The organism is Pseudomonas sp. Ost2 (assembly GCF_018326065.1).
In the GTDB taxonomy this organism is placed as follows: domain Bacteria; phylum Pseudomonadota; class Gammaproteobacteria; order Pseudomonadales; family Pseudomonadaceae; genus Aquipseudomonas; species Aquipseudomonas gingeri.
Genome location: NZ_AP021904.1, coordinates 6,532,897 through 6,558,480, shown reverse-complemented (window position 1 = coordinate 6,558,480; position 25,584 = coordinate 6,532,897). Strand labels below are relative to the sequence as shown.

Genomic DNA, 25,584 nt, shown 5'->3' with positions numbered 1-25,584 from the left:
ATGGTGGCGTGCTTGCTGAGCCTGCCCGCGTGGGCCATCGAGGCTCCGCCGCTGAATGTCGAGCAGTCCCAGGTGTTTCGCGCCTGGTTCGTGCGCATCGCCCAGGAGCAGTTGACCCAGGGTCCGAGCCCGCGCTGGTACCAGCAGGACTGCGCGGGCCTGGTGCGTTTCGCCGCCAACGAAGCGCTGAAGGTCCACGACGACAAATGGCTGCGCGCCAATGGCCTGTCCAACCGCTATCTGCCGCCGGAGCTGGCGCTGGAGGCCGGGCAACGCAGCCTCGCCCAGCAATGGCAGCAGGGCGGCGGCAAGGTCGGGCCCTACGTCAATGCGATCAAGCTGATCCAGTTCAACAGCCAGCTGGTCAGCCGCGACCTCAACCAGGCGCGGCCCGGTGACCTGTTGTTCTTCGACCAGGGCGACGACCAGCACCTGATGATCTGGATGGGCCGCAACATCGCCTATCACACCGGCACCACCACCCCTACCGACAACGGCATGCGCTCCGCCAGCGTGCAGCAACTCATGACATGGAAGGACACCCGATGGATACCCGATGCAACGAACCCCAACTTCATCGGCGTTTATCGGCTGAACTTCCTCTCTCGATGAACGGGTCTCGAATGATGCGTCTGTTATCCCGAATGGTTTTTGCCCTGGCCGTGCTGCTGCCGGTGGCCGCCGGTGCCGCCGACGACTCGGTGCCGCCGAGCAACTACACGCCGATTGCCGGGGAGAGTTTCTTCCTGCTGGCCGACACCAGTTTCGCCAGCGACGAGCAGGCGATGGTCCGTCTGGAAGCCCCGGGTCGCGACTACCGGCGGTTCCGCATGGAGCCCTATGGCGGCGCGGACATCCGTGTGTACCGCATCGACCAGCCGCTGGAGTTCCTCAAGCGCCAGAAGAACCTGCACCGGGTGGTCAGCGATGCCCAGTTCAAGGGCGAAGGGTTGTCCAACACCCTGGCCTACCTGTGGGACAACTGGTACGCCAAGTCCCGCCGGGTGATGCAGCGTGCGTTCTCCTACGAGTCGCGCAAGCAGGTCACCGAGCAAGTGCCGGAACTGAAGATGGGCAACGCCCTCGGCGCGCCGACGCCCTACGACGCCCATCCGCAATACGCGCCGCTGCCGGGGCTGCCGCTGGTCAGCCAGTTCCGCTACCCGCTGTGGGAAGCCAAGCCGATCCAGCCGCCGAAGGGCGTCGACCTGGCCGGCTCGTCGAGCCAGTTCATCAGCGTCTCGCCGGGTAACGTCTATGTGCCGCTGGGCAAGTTGAAACCGGGCCTGTACCTGGTGGAAGCGCTGATCGGCAAATACCGAGCGACCACCGTGGTATTCGTCTCCAACACCGTCGCGGTGAGCAAGATCACCGGCGACGAGCTGCTGGTCTGGGCCGCGCGCAAACATGAAGGCAGCTCGGTGCCCAAGGTCAAGGTGCTGTGGACCGATGGCCTGGGCGTGATGAGCAGCGGCGAGACCGATGTCGATGGCCTGCTGCGGCTCAAGCACGTCAGCCCGGAGCGCTCGTTCATGATCGGTGAAGACGAGGAGGGCGGTGTCTTCGTCTCCGAGAACTTCTACTACGACAGCGAAATCTACGACACCAAGCTCTATGCCTTCACCGACCGGCCGCTGTACCGGCCGGGTGATTGGGTGTCGCTGAAGATCGTCGGCCGCGAATTCAAGAACGCCCGCGACTCGGTCAACCCGACCACCGCCCCCGTGCGCGTCACCGTGCTCGATGCCACCGGCACCGCCTTGCAGTCCCTGGACCTGAACCTGGACGCCAAGTCCGGTACCCAGGGGCGTTTCCAGTTGCCGGACAATGCCGTGGCCGGCGGCTACGAACTGCGCTTCACCTACCGCGACCAGACCTACAGCAGCGCCTTCCGCGTCGCCGAGTACATCAAGCCGCACTTCGAAATCTCCATGGACCTGGCCAAGCAGGACTTCCGTACCGGCGAGGCGATCAAGGGCAAGTTGCTGCTGCTCTACCCGGACGGCAAGCCGGTGGCCGATGCCCGCGTGCAACTGAGCCTGCGTGCCCAGCAACTGTCCATGGTCGACAACGAACTGCAATACCTCGGGCAGTTCCCGGTGGAACTGACCAGCGCCGAACTGACCACCGACGACAAGGGGGTTGCCGTCCTCGACCTGCCGGCGGCGGAAAAGCCGAGCCGCTACATGCTCACGGTATTTGCCAGCGACGGCGCCGCGTATCGGGTCAAGACCACCAAGGAAATCCTCATCGAGCGTGGCGCGGCGCGTTATCGCCTGTCGGCGCCGCAGCGCTTCAGCGCCACGGGTGAGAAGGTCCAGTTCGGCTACGTCAGCGAAGCCAGCGCCGATGCGGCCGCCCGCCAGCCGGCGACCTACAGCTGGGTGCGCCTGGAAGACCAGTCCACCGGCGGCGGCAAGCTTGCGGCGGTGGACAAGGGCTTCAGCGTCACCTTCGATCGTCCGGGCACCTACAACCTGTCGATCAAGGACGATCACGAACGCATCCTCGGCGCCACCGGCCACTCGGTGACCGGCGATGGCGTCAAGGCCGTGCCGGGCACGGTCGAAATCCTCCTCGACAAGCCCGAGTACCAGGCCGGCGACGAAGCCCTGGCGCTGATCACATTCCCGGAACCGATCACCGATGCGCTGCTGTCCCTGGAGCGGGACAAGGTCGAGGCCACCGCGCTGCTGTCCAAGGGCGCCGACTGGTTGCGCCTGGAAAAGCTCAGCGACACCCAATACCGCGCGCGCATCCCGGTGAAGGACAACTTCGCCCCCAACCTGACCTTCTCCGTGCTCTACACCAAGGGCGGTGAATACAGCTTCCAGAACGCCGGCATCAAGGTCGCCGCGCCGCAGATCGACATCGCCGTCGCCACCGACAAGGACAGCTACCAGCCGGGCGACACCGTCTCCGTGGACCTGACCACACAGTTCGCCGGCAAGCCGATTCCGGCGCACCTGACCGTCAGCGTGGTGGATGAAATGATCTACGCGCTGCAACCGGAAGTGGCGCCGAGCATCGACCAGTTCTTCTATCATCCGCGGCGCAACAACGTACGCACCAGCGCCAGCCTGTCGTTCATCAGCTACGACGTCGCGCTGCCGGGCAGCCCCGGCGCACCGGGCAAGGCCAATCGCAGCGAGCGCGGCGTGAAGGTGCTGGAGCGGCCACGGCGTGAAGACGTCGACACCGCCGCCTGGCAGCCGGAGCTGGTCACCGATGCCAACGGCAAGGTGCGTTTCACCTTCCGCATGCCCGATTCCCTGACCCGCTGGCGCATCACCGTGCGCGCCATGGCCGATGCCGGGCAGGTCGGGCAGAAGAACCAGTTCATCCGCTCCGACAAGCCGCTGTACCTGAAATGGAGCGGACCGACCCACTTCCGCAACGGCGACAAACCGACCTTCGGCGTGTTCGCCTTCAGCCAGGCCGACAAGCCGGTCAAGGCCGAACTGCTGATCCGCCTGGCCGGCCAGGAACAGCGCCTGCCGCTGTCGCTGAACAAGGGCATCAACTACATTGCGCTGCCGAGCAGCGCCCTGAGCAGTGGTCAATGGAGTGCCGAGCTGCAACAGGATGGCAAGACCCAGGATGCCCTGGCGGTTCGCCTGACGGCCGTCGGTGACGGTTGGCAGATCACCCAGAGCCAGAGTCTCGGCGTAGCGGCGGGCGATACCCCCCTGAGCCTGCCGGCGGACGCCAGCGATATCCGCCTGCGCCTGGACGACAGCCCGCAGGCGCTGTTCCGCGCCAGCCTCGACGACCTGCTCAGCTACCCCTACGGTGGTGTCGAGCAGACCGCCAGCCAGTTGCTGCCGCTGAGCATTGCCTACCCGGCGCTCTCGGCCAATGCCCAGGTCCGCGATCGCCTGCGCCTGATCATGCAGAACAGTCGCCTGCGCCTGGTGCAGATGGCCGGCCCGGATGCGTGGTTCACCTGGTGGGGCGAAGATGTCACCCCGGATGCCTTCCTGACCGCCTATGCCTATTACGCCGACTGGAACGCCAGCAAGGCCCTGGGCATCAGCCTGCCGCCGGAACACTGGCAGCGGGTGCTGGACGTCTACGCCAAACAGGCCGCCGCCACGCCGCTGTTGCAGCGGGCCCTGGTGGTGGCGTTCGCCAAGGAGATGCAGTTGCCGGTGAACACCCTGTTGAGTGGCCTGGTGGACGAACTGGCGAAAGCCGGTGAGGGCGATACCGCCAACCTGCTGGACGATGGCGAGGACAGCCTGGTCATGAGCGCGCCGGATTCGGCCCTCGGCCTGGCCAGCGCACGAGTACTGACCGCTGCCCTGGCGCGCCAGAACAAAGTGGCCCTGCCGGACGCCTTCACCAGGCAACTGGTCGCCGCCGAGCAACGCCTGGGCGCCAGCTCGCAGCCGTTCGCCGTCGCCTTGAGCCTGTCGCTCAAACCGTTCAATGCCGACCAGGCCCAGGACCTGTTGCAGCGTCTGTTGCCGCAGCAATCGACCCTGGAACGCGCCCTGGCCCTGACCTGGTTGCAACGCAGCGTCGAACAGGCACCGAAGGCCGTGACCCTCGCCCCGGGTGAAGGCTGGCAGCCGCGCCAGGGCGCGACCGGCGAAAACTACTGGCAGTGGCAGGGCGCGGGCGTGCCGTCCGTGCTCTCGCTGAGCGGTGCCCAGGAGCGCCCTGTACGGGCGAACCTGAGCTACCTCAGCCAGGCCAAGGTGCCGGACGACCTGCTGGTGACCATCAAGCGCCGCTTGCTGCAACTGGTGCCGGGTGATGACGCCTACAGCTTCAGCCTGAAGGCGGTGGGCAAGGAGCCGCTGTCCAGCGACAACCTCTACCTGGACGAAGTCATCCTCACCAGCAAGGGCCCGAAACCGCTGCGCTACGGCATGCTCGAAGTGTCGCTGCCGCCGGGTGCCGATGTCGAACGCACCACCTGGGGCGTGAACATCGTCGGCGAACCGGGCACCGATTCCGCGCCGTTGGAGAAAGCCCGTTTCGAAGCCGGGCAACTGGCCTACGCCGTACCGGTGAACAGTCTGAGTGGCGAAGTGCGGGTGCGTCACCTGATCCGCTTCTCGCAGAAAGGTCAGTTCAACCTGCCGCCGGCACGTTTCAGCCAGATCTATGCACCGGAGCATCAGGCCCTGGAGCAGAAGTCGAGCCTTGGACAGATCACGGTCGAATGACATGACCCGTCGCCTGGCCTGGCTGTTGTTGTGTGCCCTTCCTCTGCTGGCGACGGCCGAGGAAGAGCCCGTGCGCCTGGCCTGGAAGGGCGCCGATGGCTACGAACTGGTGCAATTGAATCGCACCCAGGTGCTCGCCCGCGAGCCATTGCCGGCAAGCCTGCAAGCACCACTGGGCAGCCTGTGGAAATTGTTCGTCTACGCCTGGCTGGTGGATAACGACCAGCAGGAGCCGGCCTACGATTGCCACGGCCAGGATCGCGACGAAGTCTATTGCTGCACCCCCGGTGGCAGCATCGCCCGGGATCCGGCGCTGGTGAAATCCTGCGGACTGTATTTCGAGCCCGAGCGGCTGCGGATCGACGCCGCTCGCTGGCGGGACTACTGGCAGGCACGACACGCTCCGGCGTGGCTGCTCGAGCTCGACCAGCTCAAGCCACAGACCCGCGTGTCGATTGCCGAGCTGCTGGAAACCCTGCGCACCTTGCCGGCCCAGGAACAGGCCCGAAAACTCTTGCTCGATGTGGTGCTCGGCGCCGCGGACGGCCAGGCGGTCGGCGTGCTGGGCGGACGCCTGCGGGTCAAGACCTGGAGCTGGCTGGGCGACAACGATCCGCAATCGCGCCAGGGCGGCTTTGCCGGCTGGCTGGAAGACGGCACGCCACTCTGGGTCGGCGGACGCGGCACCAGCCAGATGGTCCTGCGGCACTACTCGGACGTCCTCGGTAACTTCCTGCCTGCGCCGTCGCCCGCGGATGCCGGGCGTTGCGTGCAGGTCGAACTGTTTTCGCGCTACCCGCTGAAAGGCGTCAGCCGCGCGGACGGCCAGGCGGCCGCGAACGGGGCGCTGCAAGGCCGCTACCGGGTCGACTTCGCCAATGGCAACCAGCTGGATATCGAAAGCGCCGGCGAACTGTTCCTGCTGCAGAACGCCGGCCAGCCGCAACTGGTCGCCCGCCTGGATCGCGAAGAGTACGTCGCCCGGGTCCTGCAACGGGAAGCCAGGAGCGAACCGGTCGAAGCCGCCAAGGCCCTGGCCGTCGCCATCCGCACCTACCTGCTGCAGAACGCCGCGCGCAACGGCGATTGCCTGAGCATCGACGACAGCAGCAGTCGCCAGCGCGTCGCCCCGCGCCCGGCCACCGCCGATGCCCGCGCCATTGCCGCCTGGACCAGCGACCTGGTGCTGGCCGGCAGCCCGGTGACCTACCACAGCGACCAGCCCGGCCCGGACAAGCTGTCCTGGCAACAGGCCGTCGAACAGGCCAATGCCGGTGCGCGCTACGACCTGATCCTGCAGCGTGCCTACCCGCGCGCGAGCCTCAGCCGCTGGGACAATCCGGTCGCTTCCTGCGAGCCGCTGCCCGCCGCCCGCGACTGGCTGCTCAAGCAGCGCCGTGGCTGGCGCCCGCGCCTGGACCAGGAAGTCGGCTATAACGAACTCAGCCAGTTCGCCGTCTGCCGGTTGTCCTTTGGCCGGCCTTACGTCGACCGTGAGCGCCAGCGCATTTACGTGCGCGGCGTGCTGACCCAGCAAGACCGGCTCGACCTGACACACGAATACCTGCACCTGGCCTTCGAAGCCCATCCGAATGGCCAGGACGAAGACTACATCGAAGGGCTTGCCCGCCACCTGTTACTGGAATAGGCCATGACATTGCGTATCCACACCGTTGCCCTGTTCCTCAGCGCGCTGGCCGTACTGGCCCCGGTCCATGCCGATAACGCCATCCGGCTCGACACCCCGATCGGCGGTTGGCGGGTCGGCTCGGCGGACGAAGAACGCTACAGCCAGACGGTCAACTACCCGGCCTCCTCGGTCAACACCCCGGAGGGCCAGGCCAGCACGGCGCGCATCCTCGGCCAGATCAAGGGCGCGCCCAAGGATGCCAAGGCGCCGGGCAACCTGATCATCAACGGCATCAGCATGCCGCTGAAGCTCGATGCCGCCGGTAACTTCGACCGTCCTTACTCGTTCCCGGGCGGCACCAACAGCGTCGAAGTCCGCAGCCCCGACGGCCAGCAGCGCAAGCGCGTGCAGTTCCTCAATTCCGGCGGCGGGACCAAGGCCAAGCTGCGGATCCTGCTGTCCTGGGACAGCGACGGCACCGACCTCGACCTGCACGTGGTCACACCGGACGGCGCACACATCTGGTACGGCGACCGCACGGCGCCCAACGGTGGCTCGCTGGACGTCGACGTCACCACCGGCTATGGCCCGGAAATCTTCTCCATGCCCGCACCGATCAAGGGCCAGTACCTGGTGTATGTGAACTACTACGGCGGCGGCTACCGCAGCGATGACGACGAAGACGGCGGCCAGGAAAACGCCGTCCAGGCCCTGACCACGGCCAAGATCACGCTGATCACGGAAGAAGGGACGGTCAACGAGAAGATGGAATCGTTCATCGTGCCGATGCGGGCACCGGGGGAGCTGACGTTGGTGAGGCGGTTTAGTTATCCCTGACGAGACACCGTGAGGATATGTCGCTGACGGTTACATGAACGAAGAATGTATCGCTGAAATCGCGTTTTAGCGACACGTCGGAAATTTCGTTCTTGCCTGGTCTCAAATGCGGATGGTTGGCGAGGACGTTGGGCGACAGACAATCTCGATGTGATGGCTAACGAAACGCGATCAGGGCCTCTTCACCGCTCACTCAAGACAAAACACCTCTCTGTCTGTGTAGCGCGGACTCGTAGGAGCCGGCTTGCTGGCGATTGCGATGTCACATTCGACGCCGCCATTATCCGCGAACGAGGTCTCCAATCCGACGAGCCAGCGGCGTTCGAAATGAACGACCCCGTTTCTGACTATGATCCTGCCTCGGCTCTGGAAGACGCTCCATCGGTTGCTATTTTTATGGCAGGCGCTTTCGAGAGTGACGATGTGGGGTATATCGCACTGGCGCTGGAGGTCGTTGCCCGTGCCAAAAGCATGGCCCATCCGGCCCGCGAATCCGGACGGCCATGTGAGCGGCGGCACCGATGATCTGAGTCTTTACGAAGGTCGCCCATCGGTTCCGAGTCGTTGGGGCATGATGGGCGACTGCGGGAGTCATCCAGTAAGTCGTCGTTTGCTCGGTGCGTTCAACTCGACGACCTTCGAACGTTCTGGTGCTGCGCCGCAATCAAGTGGTGCTGCAATCGCCTTAAAAATCCCGCCTCGAAAGCATTACGCCGATCCCCCTCCGGGTGGCTGATACGTGCCTGTGTCAGTTGCCACCACAATGGCTGGGTGTTTTGCCGCTCCAGCCAGCGTTCCGCGCAACGAGCGCCACTGGCGATTTCCTGAGCGAACTGATTGTCCCAAGGGGTAGGTGGTGCGGAAGGAGGATCGGTTGAGGCATTGATGCTGACCACTGTGTGTGACTCGGATAACGGCGGAGGATGCCGCCGCCGCAAGGCCAGATCGTAAAGAGCGAGGGCATCCTCGATCAGTTTGTCAGCCAGGTCCTTTTGTTGTTGATCCTTGAAGGCAAGCGTGCGGGCACCGTCCAGGCAGAGCCGGGCGGCATGACGTAGTCGATCGACCGCTTCGTCGTGGCTCAGAGAAGAGAGTCTTATCAGGGTAGAGATGGGCAATCGGGAGAGTAATGAGCGATCAACCATGGAAATGTTCTCCGTGGTCAAGCCGTGTTGGTGGCAGACAGAGTCGGCGGTGCCCGTGCGTAAAAGGAGGGTAGGCCATTTTCCTTATAGTCCCTGGTTGGATTAAGGAACCGCCATCCGCCGTTCTGACACGGTTAGGGTGGCGGACCGCACGAGGGTCAGAAACCGGCAACCAAGGGAACCGGCCAGGCCGAAGCCTGCCTCGCGCGGTCCACCATAGACGCAGCAGCCAGACGCAAAAAAACGCCGACTACGGAGAGCTATGGCGCTGGCCGCGCCCTGGTTGAGCGAGTTCTGACACTCGGTCACGGGAACGCCCGTGACTCAACCAGACTAATCGAAGGGGGTAGAGCTGTTTAAGTTCCGGTTGGACTTAAATTTCGTGCGAAGTATCCGATAGGCTAGGGGAAATGTCTTGCGTCCGTGGGGCGTGAGCTAGGTCAGGGGGAGCACCAGCAGTCGTGAAGGTTGTTGCGGAGATGGACCATAACGCTACCAATCAAACTGAAATGGCCCAGTAGTTTGTTGGACCATTTTCAGTGTTCACGATTCGGCCTTTGGATTCATTGCTTCAGGTAAGCACTGCACCGTCCTTCTGGTTGGTTTTCTCGGCGATGCGTTTATCGTAAAGATCAACCTTGTCGAACAGGATGCGAAATACTACGTTCGCGATTTTCGATGCCAGCAATGGAGGGACTGCATTGCCGACCTGATGGAACTGTTCTGTCCTGTTGCCTTGGAAGAAATAGTTATCAGGAAATGTCTGAATGCGAGCTGCTTCCCTAACAGACAGGCTACGGCACTGGGTCGGATCGTAGTGGATGAAGTAATGTCCATCCTTGGATATGTGGCTGGTAATGGTGGTCGCGGGTTTGTCCTCCAGCTGAACTCTGAAACGATCACTGAACTTGCCGCTTTCCCAGTTTTTATGATCTGGGGCTAGGCCGTCCAGAGAGAATCCTTTATGACCTTTGGGAGAGGTGCCGTGAACTCCTGCGTAGACGGAGGCGAAAAGATATCTGCGGAGATCGGTTGGCATGTGCCCACGTACCTCATGGTTCAACCAGTAGTCCAGCTTTGGGTCCAGGTACCAGTTGTCCAGACTCGTGTCGCCAGTTGAACCGTCATCCTTTTTTGCTGCTCTTTTTACCCGTCGTGCTCCAGAGTTTTCTGGTACCACTGAGGGCTCGAACTCTTTTTGTAGGTCTCGGAGTGCGCACCACATGTTGAGATCTACTGGACTGGTTTGAGCGACGAGGTGGCTGCGTTGTTCGGAAACGACTGTTGCCCAGTTTGCCTGGCTATCAGCCATCTTGGTCAGGCCGCTACGGAGTCTTGGCAGATCCTTCAAAATCTGGCCAACCGAGATCACTGGTTCGCCTGACTCTAGCTTGACGTCCTCTTTCGATGCTGGAAGGCTATCGGTGGCAATGCCCAGCAGAATGACTCGGTGCCGTGCTTGCGGAATACCGTAGTCCTCAGCTTTTATGATGAAGGCCCTTGGGTCAATTTTGTCGACATCGTCACCTGGTCCGAAAGATGCGCCGGTTGCCAAGGAGTAGATTCGGTATTGTTTCCCTGCACCTTTTTCAAGCGCCTGACCAGGGTCTGAAAGATCTTTCAGGATGTTCGAAAAGATCCTCTCATTGTTGATTTTCGAAGACAGGATGCCTTTCACGTTCTCCATCACGAAGACTGTGGGCTGCTTTTCCCGAATGATTCGCAGGTATTCCTTGTAAAGGAAGTGACGGTGATCGTCTTCAGCTTTGTAGTCGGCTTTGGCCTGATTACGAGCCCGCCCCACGATCGAATATGCCTGACATGGAGGCCCACCGATCAGAACCCATGGGCGTTCCTCCGTAAGCCCATACTCTAGGGCGTCATCCAGGATTGTGTTGCCGTCTTCGCTTCCTAGCGTGATGCATTTGGCTTCCTCTCCCGCTTTGTCCCAGAGATCTTGCGTATCAGGGGATGGCGAGAAGGCTTCTGGCGCTTTGGGGTCATTGCAGTAGCTGTAATATTCGGCAAGACGTTCTGGCCTGTCTTTCTTGAGCAGTCTGTAGAAGGCCCTTAGACGGAGCGTTTGCCAGGCCTTGGGGTCCTTTTCTGCTGAGACGACGATTTCGAAGTGCTTACCTGCGCCAGACGACGTGAAGCCTTCGCCCAGCCCTCCTGGGCCGGCAAAGAGGTCTACGATCTGGATCTGTTTCGATAGCGATCCGGTAGGCTCAAGGGGCATATTTTTTGGTAGCGCCAGGTTCATCTGGGAATCATTCATGGACATAGTCAGCAAAGAAGTCAGGTCTCGCATGATGGCTGGCATCCGCAGCAGTAATACCTCCCCTGAAATGAAGGTTCGAAGGTTGCTGCATCGGCATGGCTTCAGGTATCGCCTGCACCAAAAAGGTCTTCCAGGAAGACCCGATTTGGTGCTGTCTCGCTACCGGGTCTGCATCTTTGTTCACGGCTGCTTCTGGCATCGGCACCCAGACTGCAGATATGCCACCACACCCAAGACTCGAGAGGAGTTCTGGCGATTGAAATTTGACCAGAACGTGAAGCGAGACCTCAGGATTCGCAACGAATTGCTGCAGCAAGGGTGGCGTGTCTTTGAGCTGTGGGAGTGCGGTATACGCGGACCGGAAACGGATATGAATTGGCTGCTGGAAGCCGTGCAGGATTGTAATCAAAAAATCGTATCGTGGCCCGCGTTTCCTGCATCGCCTTCCTTATGAGGTGCTCAGTATTGGATTTCGAGGCGTTCGAGAAGATATTTCAGGGCTCCTTTTTCTCCTTTTGAGAGATGCAGCCGCCCTCCGGCGAGCTTGCTCAATGCATCCATATTTCTTGGAGATGCTAGCCCGTTTTGCTTGGCCATAGCCATAATATCTTCCGCTTTGGAGGTAAGCCCTACGAGGGCCACATCGAAGTCGAGTTCTTGATTGCGAGCCGAGCCCTTTGCTCCCTGGCTAGAGTCGTCAATATAGTCTTGCATAGCTATACCGCATTGGGTGATCGACGTATCTGGAGCCCCAACCCGCCCCTTCACATGCAGCTCCCAACAGAACTCGCGCTTGGCAAATTCGGAAATGTTTCTTACATTATCGGGTGGGGACTTCAGTAGATCGGCTACTTTCCGCGCCACTGTACACATCCAGTCCAACAGTGCTTGCGGCACGTCTTGCTCACGCCAGATTCGGTCAAGATCAATCTGAAGTCCGAGATCTCGAAAGCTTTGGGCACAAGCTGCAACGCTATAGGTGACAATTTGTGCTTTGTATCCACGGTCACACTGATACCACTCACATTTCAATACGGCTTCATCGAGCTTGGTGAATAGTAAGGCTTTAGCAATAGATCTTCGAAACCAAGTTTCTGTTATTTTCGATCCATCTCCTAACCCTATAAGTACAGAGGTTGTGAATCGATTGAAACATTTTTGTGCTCCCTCGCTGACGTGGTGAGGGCGCCCATCGAACGTAAGCTCATATTTTGCAAGGTCGGTTTTGGTGATTAGGTGTTTTTTTGGGTATATGAGTTGCAGTTTGTTACGTTCGGATGTCGATTTGTACGCGAATAGGTTTTTATACTGGCCTCTTGCGCGTTCATAGAACCATTTTTTGCTGTATAGGGCTCCGGCCTGCTGGGGGACTGAAGTCTCCTTGGATAGTCGCTCAATCTGGATCTGTACCGGACTATTCGATGCCAAGTCCGCCAATGAAACTTTATTCTGGGTATTGGCATATTCAGAAATGCGTGGCACTATTTCCTCAAGTCTCTTTTCGTCAACAACCGAAAGCTTTACTTGTATATAAACGTGGCTCAGGTCTCTGTCTTGAGCATCACGTGCATAAAGCAGGGATGCGGTGGTTTGGCCTCCGTTGACGATCTGGAAGTCTCTTATGTGGGAAATCGCTAAAGCACCATTTTCTAGTTTTCGTGTGTATACTGATGATGCTGTTGCGGTGACCCCATTGTTATACGCGAAGAACATGCCAGGCTCTTCGGCTATGGTTCGGAGAATTCCTTTGTTGACTCCGGTTCGAGCTTGTAAATAGGTCCTGACATTTTGCTCAAGAAGGCGATTTCCGAAAGTTGCAAAAATTTTTGCGAGGACGGTCCCTGAAATGGCAAAAAGATAGCTTTGATAGTAACTCTCTGCGCCGTTCGATGCTGGCAAGCATTCGATGCAACCGCCAAAGTCCTCATCAAAATCTACTTCCACCGGTTCCGTTCCAGTGGACGAGATTTTTACATATCTCTCAAGGTCAAGAATATTGACATGGAGAGTGGTGTTATCTAACTGTTTGGTTTCGAATGATTTTTTCCGTGTTCGAAGGTGGCCATTGGTAAAAACAATCACGCGTAGCCGCTTTATTTTGCTCCTATATTGTTTGATAAGAATTGCAAGTTGGTAGGCCGGGCTTGCCTCTTCTAGGCTAGCTAGAAATTTTTGGCTTGTGGATATTTTGAAAAAGCGCTCTGCACTATCTACGGCTTTATCGATGTCCCGACCTATTATGGTTGGAAGAAGTGGCTCTTGGTGGTATAAGCAGGTTGCAAGGTAAAGGTCGCCAGACTCTTCTGCTACATCACCTTGTAAATCCAACGCATATCCGTCAACACGATATCCACCGACTCCCTCTTTGAGAATAGGGCAATACTCCATGTCGGGAGTATCACCATTTTCTGCAGCAAGTACGGAGTAAGTCCGGAAAAATTCGGTGATCTGTAATTCGTGATCGGCTATGCTGCCTATTCGGATCTCTTCCAGAAGCTCAGCGTAGTCAGCTTGAAAGTCAGCCATTGATCAAGAGCTCCAAGTCCGATTGTTCTATTAGGTAGGAGCGTATCGAGTCGCAGGAAATTTCGTACTGTGCTTTGATAACTCCTTTCGGAACAGTTGATGGAGTCAAAAGTGGAAAGTTTTCGCCAATGCGGTAAGTTTTAATAAGATCCAAATTGAATGCTTCATTAATATAGCCGGCATCATGCTGGTAACCTGCAAGCAACAGCTTTCGTTGGAACTCCATCAGCCCTGAATGATTTTCAACAAGCCGAAATTTTATTTCTTCAATCAGAGACTTAAGACTTATTCCGCTTTCCGATACTGTGAAACGATGTAGGGCAATGCAAAGCTCCCGATTATCACCATTAAGCTGGTCTAGGGAGGAAACCTTAATTGTAAAAGGTTGAGTTGAGAGCTGAGATTTTACCTCGATACGCACATAGTTGAGTCCGATGTCATTTGCATCTCCCTCCGGGCCACGCCAGCTACGAGCGACAATCCCAGGCTCAATGCCACAATGATCAATGACCCATAGGACCATTCTGAGTTCGCCGAGTAACCCCAGCCGCTCTTTGAAAGACATTTCATACAATCGCCCACGACGTAGCAATTCCGCCCAATGGCTGAGCCGGGTACCAAAAATCCCAACTGCTCCTTCAGGAGTTTCCGCTCGAGAGGAGGCTTCGGCCAAATCGCAACAGATAATGGAGAAAATGTCCTTCAGCTGATGATCAGTAAGGCAGAGTGTTAGGCTGCAGATGCCGTCCGATTCTCTCGGAGTGGTGGAAATGTTTTCGAATTCGGGTAACACAACCTGATCTAGGGCGATGACACTAGACTCCAGCGTGAACTCCCGTTTCCCGGTGGTTGAGTAACCAATGAAAAGATCAAGAAGATGATCTGGGTAGACTCGGAAACGTCCAGCATTTTTCCCGAGGTGCGCGATCTCATCCCATTTGGTGATGAAGTCAATTTTCATCGTCGAAGTCCTCATCGGACTCGAGCTCTTCTCGTTGACGTTGCATCATTTCGGCTAGGCGCTTGGTGGCAAAGTACTCTCGTTGCTGTGGGTCAATTTCAGTTTCTGGGAATGCTAGGCTAATGGAGACAACAGGTGTTGTTTTGTCGAAATTGAGTTTGTTGATCTTTTTGTCTTTGAGCTCGAAATACATTAGATGAATCAGCAGCAAAGGGCGTGTTCTGGCCATTAGATGTTGTGCCTCCGGACTGGAATCCGGATAGCTATCCTTTATTTTAGGCATCAATAGCTCGATTTCGGTTCTTTCACCATATGCTAGATCAAATTCTGCAGAGTCTGCTACTACGCTATTTGCAGTTATTTTTACTACACTTGGGTCGTCTGATTTTATGACGCCAGAGCGACGATTGCGGCAGTAGATTTTGTTTTTCATATCAGCCGGAAATGGAAAGTCCATACCTGCTTCGCCTGTTCGCCGAAATGGTATTGCGATATCCCACATCGAGAGTTCCCCCGAAGCTCTGTCGGATATATAGTCAAGTACAAGGCTACTATTGCCATTTCCGAATGCGAACTGCAGTTGGGGTAATTCGAATTTGCGCAATACGTCTTGGATAAAGGAAACATTTATATTTTTCCAGACCAGTGCGCCATCATCTTCTACTTTGTGTTGGCTCAGATCTGAAGTGAGATTTTCTATCAGCGAAGTGACTGTTGTGTAGTGCTTACTATTTATTTTGTTGTCGTTGAAAAGTTCATAAGCCTGAAGGTGTTTCATGGACAGGTCCAGGGCCATAACTACCGGCTTTGCACCACGCATTTTATTCGCAGCGGTGATTGATATTCCGGTGGGGCTCTGGCGGACTTTTAAACCAAATTCGTTAGGAGTGATTTTCATGCGTTCCATGCGTACTAGGTCACTTCGCAGTTCTTCTACAGCTCCGCTCACTTCACAAAAGTCTCCCAGCATTTCCTCAGTAGCATGAATTCGGCAAATTTTTTCATAACCGTCTCTGTATCCAAACCAGCGCCCTATTTGCAGAAGGGTATCTGCAGCCCCAACGTTTCTCAGTACATAGGAAACGGTAAGCCCTTCCAGTGTCAATCCTCTTGCTAATGCAAGGCCACCGATAGCGATCACATGAACTCCGGACTCTGGTGCTTTCGAATAATCCAGTCCGCCACCTTTCATGTTTATGAGTTTTGCTTCTACAGATACTAGCCCTCGCTTCAGGGCCGAGCGAATGGAATTCCAAGGATGGTCTACTTGGTTGGAGTATTCCTTTTCCCAAATGTTGTGCAGCTGTATCAAGAGTGGTGAGCTATCCCATGAGTTACTAGATGCCCATGCATCAACTGCTTCATTCAAATCTTGCAGCAACAGATAAAGCAGGTCATGGATTTGCTTCTGAATGGCGTTGAATCTGCTGACATTCACCAGCATTGAAGAGTGTTGATGCCCTTCTCCATCTAAAACCCTAATGGCCCGAGTGAGGATGTATTCATATACTGCCTCTTTTAGGCTTTGTGGTAGTTGAGTAAGCAAGTCCCCGGACTTATGCTTTAGAGGTAGTAAATCTTTGTAATCATTGGGGATCTCCCGAACACAGTGTTTAAGCAGGTCCGCTTTTTCTGAAAAAAGCCTTTCAGCGCCAACATAGTTATCTGGTGGTTCAAGAGACTTTATGAAGTGTTCGGGGAAAAGATCGTTGTTAAGCATTTCGTCTTCAGTGTCTGGATCAATAAATATGTTAGCAAAAGGAGTTGCCGTATAGCCAACATATGAAGATCGTCGTGAGCATCTTAATAGCTCGCGAATTCTTGAATTTATTTTTGTTGTTTTTTTGGGGTCTTTAGACGTATTGATAGAGGCATTGTCTGCTTCATCGTCGATTAGAAGCATTGGGCCGTCGAGAGGCATTCCGGGTTTAAGATCGCCTAACCAAGTAGTTAGGCTTTCAAGGACCTTCTCATTTTTTTTGGTTACGAAAAGTATGGGGTCTGCAAAATTTCCCTCTTCTGCAGTGATACCTTTTGTAATGTTGACATTGAAGTCTGTGCTTTGGGTCGTTCCGCAGAATGGTTGTCGGTGACGCATATTTTCATTGTCCGGACCCTTAAGGACATATGAAATTGGGTATGTCTCTGAAATTAATCTATCTCCAAGAGAGGACTTTCCGACAAAAGATTTATCAAGCCTGATTTGGGTTTGATACCTCAAAGAGTTGGTCAGCCCCGCGAGGACGACGATTATTCTGTATCCGGCATCTGCTGCTTTGGCAATCAAGGCAGAGTAATTTGTTGTTTTACCTGACTGGACGTGTCCCATTACCAGCCCTCGACGACGCCAATTTGCGTTCTCTTTGGGGTCTCCCAAATAGCCCAGAATTTCATCTGTGACTTTGTCGATAGATTGAACAACTTGTACGGGAAGGATGGAGTGGTCAGTCCAGTACTTGTTGAGTCGACGCCAGTAATAGGACTGTAGCTCTGCTTTTCTATTCGGATACCACTCTTGGAAGTCGGTTTTTAATGCGTGACCAATGCCCTGTTGCGTACCATATACAGTTTCTAGGTGACGGATTAGCCGTATTTTCAAGTCTTCGCTTAGCAGTGCTGATATGTCAGATGAGTTTTTTACGTGATTTTCCAGAAAACCGGAGGGCACAGGTAGACGGCCTTGAATTTTTTTGTCAATTTCAATTTTAAGATATCCCAAGCTAGCATTAAATTCCATTTTTTAGGCCCCATTTTTTTGCTGTATTATTTCGAATGTAACTTTCTGTGTAAGTCAGTTGACTTGAAAATGGTTCGAATTTTGAGACGTAACTGAGGAAGCTATCAATGGTTGACTGGTCCTTATAGTCTTGTAAATGGTTGATCATGCATTGGTCCAGTAGCGCTTCGAACTCTTCAACTGATGTGGCGCATTGATTGATCCCGAGATCAGCATCTTTAATGAACATATCTGTTGGGAAATAAGATTGGAGTAATTGCAATACACCTTCAAAATCTGCGGCGGTTCCTCCTTGTGCCAGCAGACGAGATATCATGGGATGATCTCGGTTTGCCTGATAACGAATTTGGCCGTTTTTGACATACCTACGCCAAACTGCTTGGACCTCATGGCGGTCTAGAGAGACCCCCTTGTTTCGATGAACGCGAGTGGACCGATGGTTGAAACGCCGAACGATTTCTTGCAGGCGACGCTTTAAAATCGCTGGTAGTTGTGCATCAGACTTGTCGACTGTGATTCGCCAGTCGGTATCTAGAGTATTTGGCAGATCTACCTTAACTCGGGTAAGTTGAGTTAACTCACTATGAGGAACCAGCCGGAACCAAGTTCCGTAGATAATTAGCCGTCTATTTCTATAGACATAAAACCCCTGATTTCGGACCATGCCTTCTGGACCACCAAGGAGTAGTTGCTCCTCTGTCGACAGCTTTGAAAAGTGAGGAAGTACGTAGGGTTGAATCTTGATTTTTTCGCCGCTCAGTATGGGAATACTTTCGGCGTCGAGCGTTTGGGTGGCATCGTGAGATGTCATGAATGGATCGATTGGTGTGAGCTGATGATTGTTAATGAAGATTGTCAGACGCCTATTGTTCTCGCCTGCAAGATAACGATGAAATATGAGGGAGAGTTTTTGTATTGCATGGGCAATACCCCCTGTTAGCGACTCATCAACTGACTTACAGTTTTCCCAGTCCAGTAGTCTGTCTGATCGACTCCATATCACCTCAGTCCCCGTGGGCGTTTCTGGACGGCGATGTAGTAACGGAAGCACTTCATCTCCCTCTAGGATTTCCATGCCCCAGTCATCGATGTCATCAATATCCCATCGAGCAGCGGTCAGAGCACTTCCTTGCCAAGAAGCGACGGTCAGAACCCGGGCTTGAGAAACAGATGCCGATTTGAGACCCCATCCGAACCTACCAAGATCATCAGGTTCGCGGATTGTCTGGGGATTGGAGCTAGCGGGGCGCATGGCAACAGTAAGTGTTTCTTTGTCCATACCCACACCATCATCCCGGATTCGCACCACGACATCATCGGCCTGTGGATAAAAGTCGATATCAACCCGCTTTGCCTTGGCCTTGATGCTGTTATCTACCAAATCAGCCAGCGCCGCTGCCAGATCATAGCTGCCGAAGCTTCTGGCGGTAGCCATCAGATCCTTGGCCAATGGTGGATTTGAGATCTTCATTTTCCCTCCTGGAATCAAACTGCGTCCTAAGGCCACAACAAAACAACACCAGTGGGAGAGGCCTTTCGTGCGGAGCTTATGCAGAAAGGCACAATGCTAGCATTTGCTGAGACTAGCTTGTCTCCCCCTTTTTGTGAGGGGCATGATGGTTGAGCCGCTCAAAGGCCTAGAAAAGCTTTCCAGTTGAGGCGTACAGGTCTGGATTTTTGTTGGACAAGCCTACTGCATCCCTTAGTGGCAGGCACAAGCGCTCAGGATTTTCTAGGAAACTTCAGTCAAAGGAAAGCGAGTTGTCTTGCTGGCCTTGCAAGGTCACCGAGAAACCGGCTCTCGAATCACCCCTTACCTTATTCCATTGATAGTCATCTCTGATCTTCAAGACATGATGCTTATGGGCTACAGTTTTCAGGGTTTTGTGCTTTTTTGATGCCCTTGGGCTGCATTTATTGCTCGGCCTCGAAGCCCAATGAAACCTGGCAGAGCCATAATCAGCATTACGATGTTGTGCCTCCAGGGCTACAGTAATTGAGTGTTATTTGTTTTTTGATGCCTGAGGGCTACAAATGAGCACTTTATTCGATGTGGCGCACATGCTGAGGGAGGCTCGTCGTGAGGCTCATCTCAGTCAGGAGGTGATCGCGGCCCGCGCAGGCGTAGCGCGTTCGACTGTCGCTCGCATGGAAACCTTGGCCAAGGGCGATATGAGTGTCTCGGCTCTGGTGCGGTTGCTGGAGGCGGCAGGTTATGACTTGAAGCTGGTGAAGGCCGGTCATCAGCGCACGGTCGAGGATATTCTCGCTGAACAGCGACAGGGAGTCTTTGAAAGATGATGCTGGACGTCCATGTCAGTGGGAAAGTTGTGGTCAAGTCGTACCGCAAGTGGGGCGAATACGTGTTGAAGTCTTTTCCCGGTACAGTTTCGTCGGCATTCAGCGTGCTATAGCCACATGTGAAATCACCGGACTGGATGCCGCTGATTGTTTTCCTGGCATCACGAAAATGATCGAGATCGCTACATCCGCCGATGCTCCGTCATCGCCGACAACACTACCGACGTCGCCGCCGTCCGGGTCTCCACTCCCAGCTTGATATACACGTGCTCCAGATGCTTGTTCACTGTGCGTGGGCTGAGGTCCAGGATGGTGCCGATATCGCGGTTGGTCTTGCCACAGGCCACCCAACGCAGCACTTCCACCTCGCGCCCGGTCAGTTGGAAGCGCGCCGACAACACCTTGCTCGCCGGTTCATCGTTCAGGCTCAACGCCGCCACGGGCTGCGACGCCGCCCGCGCCGACAACAAGGTACGCGAGGTGCGCAGATGCGCCGCGACCCGCGCCAGCACTTCGTCGATCTGGATCGGCTTGGTCACGTAGTCGCTGCCGCCCACTTCAAAACCCTGGACCACGTGCCGGCTTTCCGTCAGCGCAGTCATGAACAGCACCGGGATATCTGCGCTCTCGGGCTGCGCCTTGATCCGTCGGCAGGTCTCGAAACCGTCCAGGCCCGGCATCATCGCGTCCAGCAGGATCAGGTCCGGGCGTCGGCGCTCGATGCGGTTCAGCGCACTCAGCCCGTCGAGGGCCACCAGCACCATATAGCCGGCATCGTTGAGGGCGTCGGAGAGCAGGGCGAGGTTGTCCGGGGTGTCGTCCACAATCAGCACGACGCCAGGTTCAGTGACTGTGGTCAGTGCATTCATCTTCTGCCTCCTTGAGGGCGCGGTTGATTTCGTCCAGGCGAAAGTTTTTCAGCAGCTTGCGGAGCGAGCCGATAAACGCCGCCGTGCCTGGCGCCTCGGCCTCGATGCTGTCGAGTTTTTCCTGCAAGCCACGGACATAGCCGATAGCGCTGAGTTCGCCGAGGGCGACAAGGTCGGGGTGCGAAGGCAGGACCCAGGGCTCGGCAAGGGCGGCGGGGGCCGGTTTTTCCCGGCGCAGCCATTGCAGGTCGAGTTGCTTCTGGATGCGCTCCAGCAGTTCCGGGGTGCGTACCGGCTTGGCCAGGTAGTCGTTGCAGGCGCTGGCAAGGCTGCGCTCGTCGTTGAAGGCATTGGCCGAGATGACGATGATCGGCACCGTCGACAGGGCGTTGCGGCGGATCAGGCGGCTGGTTTCCCAGCCGTCCATGGTCGGCATCGACAGGTCCATCAGGATCAGGTCCGGTCCCAGCAACGCCACCTGGCGAATGGCTTCCTGGCCGTTGCTGGCCTGCACCACTTCGAAGCCCAGTGGGCTGAGCATGCCGTTGAGCACCTTGCGATGGTCGACATGGTCGTCCACCACCAGCACCCGCCGCCGTGGTCCCTGGTAGCCGATGATGTCGTGCTCGACATGCACCACCGCCTGGGGCGCGCGGACCTGGGAGAGAAACAGCCGCACCTGGAAACAGGTGCCCTTGTCCTGTTGGCTGCGCACCTGCAGCTCGCCGCCCATCAGCGAGGTGAGCATGCGGGTGATGGTCAGGCCGAGGCCGACGCCCTTGTCCTGGCGCATCAGGTCACCGCGTTCGAACGGCTGGAAGATCCGCTCGATATGTTCGGGGTCGATGCCGATACCGGTGTCGATGATCTCGAAGGTCGCGGTTTCGCGCATGTAGCCGACTCGCAGGCAGACTTCGCCGCTGTCGGTGAAATTGACCGCATTGCCCAGCAGGTTGATCAGGATCTGTCGTACGCGTTTCTCGTCGCCACGGACCACCGCCGGCATCTTGCCGATCAGTTCCAGGCGAAAGCGCAGGCCTTTTTCCTGGGCTTGCGGGGTGAACATCAGTTCCAGGTCGTGGATCAGTTCCGGGAAGGGGATTTCCGTCAGTTCCAGGCGCAGCTTGCCGGCCTCGATCTTGGCTACGTCGAGCAGGCCGTCGATCAGTGACAGCAGGTGCGAGCCGCTGCGCAGGATGGTTGCCAGGGCGTCCTGGTGCTGTTCGGGCATGGCCGCGTCGCGCTGCAGGTTCTGGGTGAAACCGAGGATGCTGTTGAGCGGTGTGCGCAGTTCATGGGACAGCCCGGTGATGTAGCGGCTCTTGGCCGCGTTGGCCGACTCGGAGGCTTCCTTGGCATCCTGCAGGGCCTGGTCGGTGACGCGGTGGGCGGCGATTTCCTGCATCAGTAGCTGGGTCTGGCGGTTCGATTCTTCCTGGGCGACGTGGCGGCTTTCGCGGGTCAGGACGATCCACCAGGCGAGGATCGCCGCCAGCATCGAGAGCACCAGGAAGGCCTTGAAAAATGCCTGGTACAGGGTCGCCGAATGAGGCAAACCCTGGGAGGCCTGGCCGTAGATCAGGGCCAGGGCGCCGCTGAGCATCAGGATCAGCACCAGCAGCAGGCCGAGGTAATGCATCAGCCGGGTGTGCAGGCGCGGCACCATGGTGTTCGGCAGCAGCCAGCGCAACAGCGATTCGAACTGCGCCGACAGGCGCCCCTGGGGTTTGCAGCGGTCACCGCAGCGGGCATCCAGCGAACAGCACAGCGAGCAGATGGGTGTGCTGTAGGCCGGACAGAAGGCCATGTCGGCGGTTTCGAAGGCGTTGCGACACAGGCCGCAGGTGACCTGCATGCTCGGCGCCACCGGCTGCAGCAGCAACGGGTCGCTGGTGCGGGCGATGTAGTAACGGCTGCGGGTCGCCCAGGCCAGCAGCGGCGCGGTGATCAAGGCGGTGCCGAGGGCGACGAAGGGCGGCGCGGCCTGGGCCAGGGTGCCGAACAGGCCGAAGTGGGCGAGGATCGACAGCAACGAGGCGATCAGCATCGAGCCGACGCCCACCGGGTTGATGTCGTAGAGGTGCGCGCGCTTGAACTCGATATGTTTCGGCGACAGGCCCAGGGGTTTGTTGATCACCAGATCGGCGACCACCGAGCCGATCCAGGCGGTGGCGATATTGGCGTAGAGGCCGAGCACCTGGTCGATGACATCGAACACCCCCAGTTCCATCAGCATCAGCGCAATCGCCACATTGAACACCAGCCACACCACGCGGCCGGGGTGACTGTGGGTGACCCGGGCGAAGAAGTTCGACCAGGCCAGGGAGCCGGCGTAGGCATTGGTCAGGTTGATCTTCATCTGCGAAACGAAGACGAACAGCACCATGGCGCCCAGGGCCCATTCCGGCGAGGAGAACACATAACTGAAGGCCACCAGGTACATCTGCGTCGGTTCGGCGGCGCGCTCCATGGGGATTTCGTGTTGCAGGGCGAGAAAGGCCAGGAAGGCCCCGGCGGCCATTTTCAGGGCGCCGGGAATGATCCAGCCGGGACCGGCGCAGAGCAGGGCGGCCCACCAGCGCTTGCGGTTGGCGGCGGTCTTCTCCGGGAGGAAGCGCAGGTAGTCGACCTGTTCGCCGATCTGCGTCACCAGCGACAGGGCCACGGTGCACGCCGCGCAGAACGCCAGCAGGTTGAAGTCGCCGCCGCTGGCACTGCGGCCCTGGAAGCTGGTCCAGTCGCTGAAGGCCTGGGGATTTTTCAGCAGCACGAACAGGTAGGGCAGTACCAGCAGCACCAGCCACAGCGGCTGGGTCCAGAGTTGCAGGCGACTGATCAGGGTTACGCCGTAGGCCACCAGCGGGATCACCAGCAGCGAGCAGATCACATAGGCGAAGGCCAGCGGGATATGGAAGTACAGCTCCAGGGCCAGGGCCATGATCGCCGCTTCGAGGGCGAAGAACAGAAAGGTGAAGCTGGCGTAGATCAGCGAGGTGATGGTCGAGCCGATGTAGCCGAAGCCGGCGCCACGGGTCAGCAGGTCCATGTCGACGCCGTAGCGGGCGGCGTAGTAGCTGATGGGCAGGCCGGTGAAGAAGATCACCAGGCTCACTGCGAGGATCGCCCAGAAGGTGTTGGTGAAGCCATAACTCAGGGCCAGCACCCCGCCGATCGCCTCCAGCGCGAGGAATGACACCGCGCCCAGGGCGGTGTTGGCGATGCGCAGTTCCGACCACTTGCGAAAGGATTTCGGCGTGTAGCGCAGGGCGTAGTCTTCCATGGTCTCGTCGGCGACCCAGCTGTTGTAGTCGCGGCGGATCTTGGCGATGCGCTGGGTACCCGGTGGTAGCACGGTGAAAGACTCCTGCGAACAAGGCGCTCCATGCCTGGCGGGTGGTGGTGAAAAATTGAGCAATTTCCGTGCCCCGTGTTGCCAGACCCTGCCGGCAGCTGCGCTCGTGCGTAGTCCCTGTGTCTCTGGGCAACACCAGGCGGGCCGGGGCTCGGGCGCTAGCCTGCGCCACCTTGGTGCGATTTTCCCTACGTCAAATGACGTATGCGCTTACGTCAGGCTGCGTATACCGGCCAGCGCTGCTCGCCGCCATGCTGATGCCATCACCGTTGCTGGCCGCCCCCCGGGGCGAACCGGCAGCGCCACCGCAGAGGAGTAGCAGCATGGAACCACGATTGATCCGCACCAAAGGTCTGTTGCCGCGCCGTCTGGCGCTGGGAGCGGCGGCCCTGTCGTTACTGGCCGCCAGTGTGTTCAGCCAGGGCGTCATGGCGGATGACGCCAACAGCACCGGCCTGGCCGTGACCCCGACTGAAGTCACCGTCGGCCAGTTGCACTCGGCCACCGGCACCATGGCGATTTCCGAAACCGGTTCGATCCAGGCCGAGCGCCTGGCCATCGAGCAGATCAACGCCTCCGGCGGCATCCTCGGCCGGCAGATCAAGGTGATCCAGGAAGACGGCGCCTCCGACTGGCCGACCTTCGCCGAGAAGGCCAAGAAGTTGCTGGTCAACGACAAGGTGGCGACGGTGTTCGGCTGCTGGACCTCGGCCTCGCGCAAGGCCGTGCTGCCGATCTTCGAGAAGGAAAACGGCCTGCTGTACTACCCGACTTTCTACGAAGGGCTGGAACAGTCGAAGAACGTGATCTACACCGGCCAGGAAGCCACCCAGCAGATCCTCGCCAGCCTCGACTGGATCGCCAAGACCAAGGGTGCCAAGACCTTCTACCTGGTGGGTTCGGACTACATCTGGCCACGCACCTCGATGAAGATCGCCCGCAAGCACATCGAGAACGTGCTGCACGGCACCGTGGTCGGCGAAGACTACTACCCGCTGGGCAACACCCAGTTCGGCTCGCTGATCAACAAGGTCAAGCTGAAGAAACCCGATGTGGTGTTCGCTGCCGTGGTCGGTGGTTCCAACGTGGCCTTCTACAAGCAGCTCAACGCGGCGGGCGTCAACGCGGCCAAGCAGACCCTGCTGACCCTGTCGGTGACCGAAGACGAACTGCTGGGTATCGGCGGCGAGAACATGGCCGGTTTCTATGCCTCGATGAAGTACTTCCAGAGCCTGGACAACCCCAACAACAAGGCCTTTGTCGAAGCCTTCAAGGCCAAGTACGGCAAGGATGCGGTGATCGGCGACGTGACCCAGGCGGCCTATCTCGGCCCGTGGTTGTGGAAGGCCGCGGTGGAGAAGGCCGGCAGCTTCGACGTCGACAAAGTGGTCGCCGCCTCGCCGGGCATCGAGTTGAAAACCGCGCCTGAAGGCTACGTGAAGGTGCATGAAAACCATCACCTGTGGAGCAAGACCCGCATAGGTGAAGTGCAGCCCAACGGCCAGTTCAAGGTGGTCTACGAGTCCGATCTGATCGAGCCGAATCCGTTCCCCAAAGGTTACCAATAACGTTCGACCGCTATCGCCGGCAAGCCGGCTCCTACACAGGCTGGGTACGACGATCCCTTGTGGTGGAGCACCTATCTGTGGGAGCTGGCTTGCCAGCGATGAAGGCCGATCAGGCGGTGCAAGGCTTTCGGGCCTCATCGCCGGCAAGCCGGCTCCTACAAAGGCTGGGTACGACGATCCCTTGTGGTGGAGCACCTATC

At 57.6% G+C, this 25,584-nt stretch carries 15 protein-coding genes; 7 read left to right on the top strand and 8 right to left on the bottom strand.

The features are described from left to right. Genes KI243_RS29005 through KI243_RS28990 form a run of 4 tightly spaced genes read left to right on the top strand, consistent with a single transcriptional unit; the run spans window position 1 to window position 7,644 of the window. A complete protein-coding gene (locus KI243_RS29005; RefSeq protein WP_244861920.1) occupies window positions 1-612 on the top strand; it encodes a DUF1175 family protein in 612 nt (203 codons plus the stop codon). After that, window positions 609-5,177: an alpha-2-macroglobulin gene (locus tag KI243_RS29000; protein WP_212810175.1), complete on the top strand. Its 4,569-nt coding sequence runs from the start codon at window positions 609-611 to the stop codon at window positions 5,175-5,177. The genes KI243_RS29005 and KI243_RS29000 overlap by 4 nt, the downstream gene beginning before the upstream one ends. Before the next feature lies 1 nt (window position 5,178). After that, complete coding sequence (locus KI243_RS28995) at window positions 5,179-6,825, top strand: DUF2300 domain-containing protein (protein WP_212810174.1); 1,647 nt, start codon at window positions 5,179-5,181, stop codon at window positions 6,823-6,825. Between the two features lie 3 nt (window positions 6,826-6,828). Then, window positions 6,829-7,644 carry a DUF2135 domain-containing protein gene (locus KI243_RS28990; RefSeq protein ID WP_177108068.1) on the top strand — a complete coding sequence of 272 codons (816 nt, stop codon included), beginning with the start codon at window positions 6,829-6,831 and terminating at the stop codon, window positions 7,642-7,644. Window positions 7,645-8,267: 623 nt separating this feature from the next. Here KI243_RS28990 and KI243_RS28985 read toward each other — a convergent pair. Both KI243_RS28985 and dcm read right to left on the bottom strand, forming a co-directional pair. Then, complete coding sequence (locus KI243_RS28985) at window positions 8,268-8,789, bottom strand: LasR-specific antiactivator QslA (RefSeq protein ID WP_212810173.1); 522 nt, start codon at window positions 8,787-8,789, stop codon at window positions 8,268-8,270. A 571-nt stretch (window positions 8,790-9,360) separates the two neighbouring features. Further along, the gene (gene dcm, locus KI243_RS28980; RefSeq protein ID WP_244861788.1) at window positions 9,361-11,067 is read right to left on the bottom strand and encodes a DNA (cytosine-5-)-methyltransferase; all 1,707 of its coding nucleotides are present in this window, start codon (window positions 11,065-11,067) and stop codon (window positions 9,361-9,363) included. Between dcm and KI243_RS28975 the strand changes: the two genes are divergently transcribed. Next, on the top strand, window positions 11,066-11,524 hold the full coding sequence (locus KI243_RS28975; RefSeq protein ID WP_212810172.1) for a very short patch repair endonuclease: 459 nt from the start codon (window positions 11,066-11,068) through the stop codon (window positions 11,522-11,524). The genes dcm and KI243_RS28975 overlap by 2 nt on opposite strands. A gap of 5 nt (window positions 11,525-11,529) precedes the next feature. Here KI243_RS28975 and KI243_RS28970 read toward each other — a convergent pair whose 3' ends face one another. Genes KI243_RS28970 through KI243_RS28955 form a run of 4 tightly spaced genes read right to left on the bottom strand, consistent with a single transcriptional unit; the run spans window position 11,530 to window position 18,765 of the window. Then, the gene (locus KI243_RS28970; RefSeq protein ID WP_212810171.1) at window positions 11,530-13,596 is read right to left on the bottom strand and encodes an AIPR family protein; all 2,067 of its coding nucleotides are present in this window, start codon (window positions 13,594-13,596) and stop codon (window positions 11,530-11,532) included. Continuing rightward, window positions 13,589-14,557, bottom strand: a complete 969-nt coding sequence (locus KI243_RS28965; RefSeq protein ID WP_212810170.1) for a PD-(D/E)XK motif protein — start codon at window positions 14,555-14,557, stop codon at window positions 13,589-13,591. The genes KI243_RS28970 and KI243_RS28965 overlap by 8 nt, the downstream gene beginning before the upstream one ends. Next, a complete protein-coding gene (locus KI243_RS28960; protein WP_212810169.1) occupies window positions 14,547-17,294 on the bottom strand; it encodes a Z1 domain-containing protein in 2,748 nt (915 codons plus the stop codon). The genes KI243_RS28965 and KI243_RS28960 overlap by 11 nt, the downstream gene beginning before the upstream one ends. Continuing rightward, a complete protein-coding gene (locus KI243_RS28955; RefSeq protein WP_212810168.1) occupies window positions 17,284-18,765 on the bottom strand; it encodes an ATP-binding protein in 1,482 nt (493 codons plus the stop codon). Before KI243_RS28955 ends, KI243_RS28960 begins: the two co-directional genes overlap by 11 nt. Before the next feature lie 563 nt (window positions 18,766-19,328). Between KI243_RS28955 and KI243_RS28950 the strand changes: the two genes are divergently transcribed. Continuing rightward, a complete protein-coding gene (locus tag KI243_RS28950) occupies window positions 19,329-19,595 on the top strand; it encodes a helix-turn-helix transcriptional regulator (RefSeq protein ID WP_177066113.1) in 267 nt (88 codons plus the stop codon). Window positions 19,596-19,777: 182 nt separating this feature from the next. Here KI243_RS28950 and KI243_RS28945 read toward each other — a convergent pair whose 3' ends face one another. Both KI243_RS28945 and KI243_RS28940 read right to left on the bottom strand, forming a co-directional pair. Next, window positions 19,778-20,464, bottom strand: a complete 687-nt coding sequence (locus tag KI243_RS28945; protein ID WP_017123306.1) for a response regulator transcription factor — start codon at window positions 20,462-20,464, stop codon at window positions 19,778-19,780. Next, on the bottom strand, window positions 20,439-23,816 hold the full coding sequence (locus KI243_RS28940) for an ATP-binding protein (RefSeq protein WP_178991391.1): 3,378 nt from the start codon (window positions 23,814-23,816) through the stop codon (window positions 20,439-20,441). The genes KI243_RS28945 and KI243_RS28940 overlap by 26 nt, the downstream gene beginning before the upstream one ends. A 323-nt stretch (window positions 23,817-24,139) precedes the next feature. Between KI243_RS28940 and urtA the strand changes: the two genes are divergently transcribed. Further along, the gene (gene urtA, locus KI243_RS28935; protein WP_017123308.1) at window positions 24,140-25,384 is read left to right on the top strand and encodes an urea ABC transporter substrate-binding protein; all 1,245 of its coding nucleotides are present in this window, start codon (window positions 24,140-24,142) and stop codon (window positions 25,382-25,384) included. Window positions 25,385-25,584: the final 200 nt, after the last annotated feature.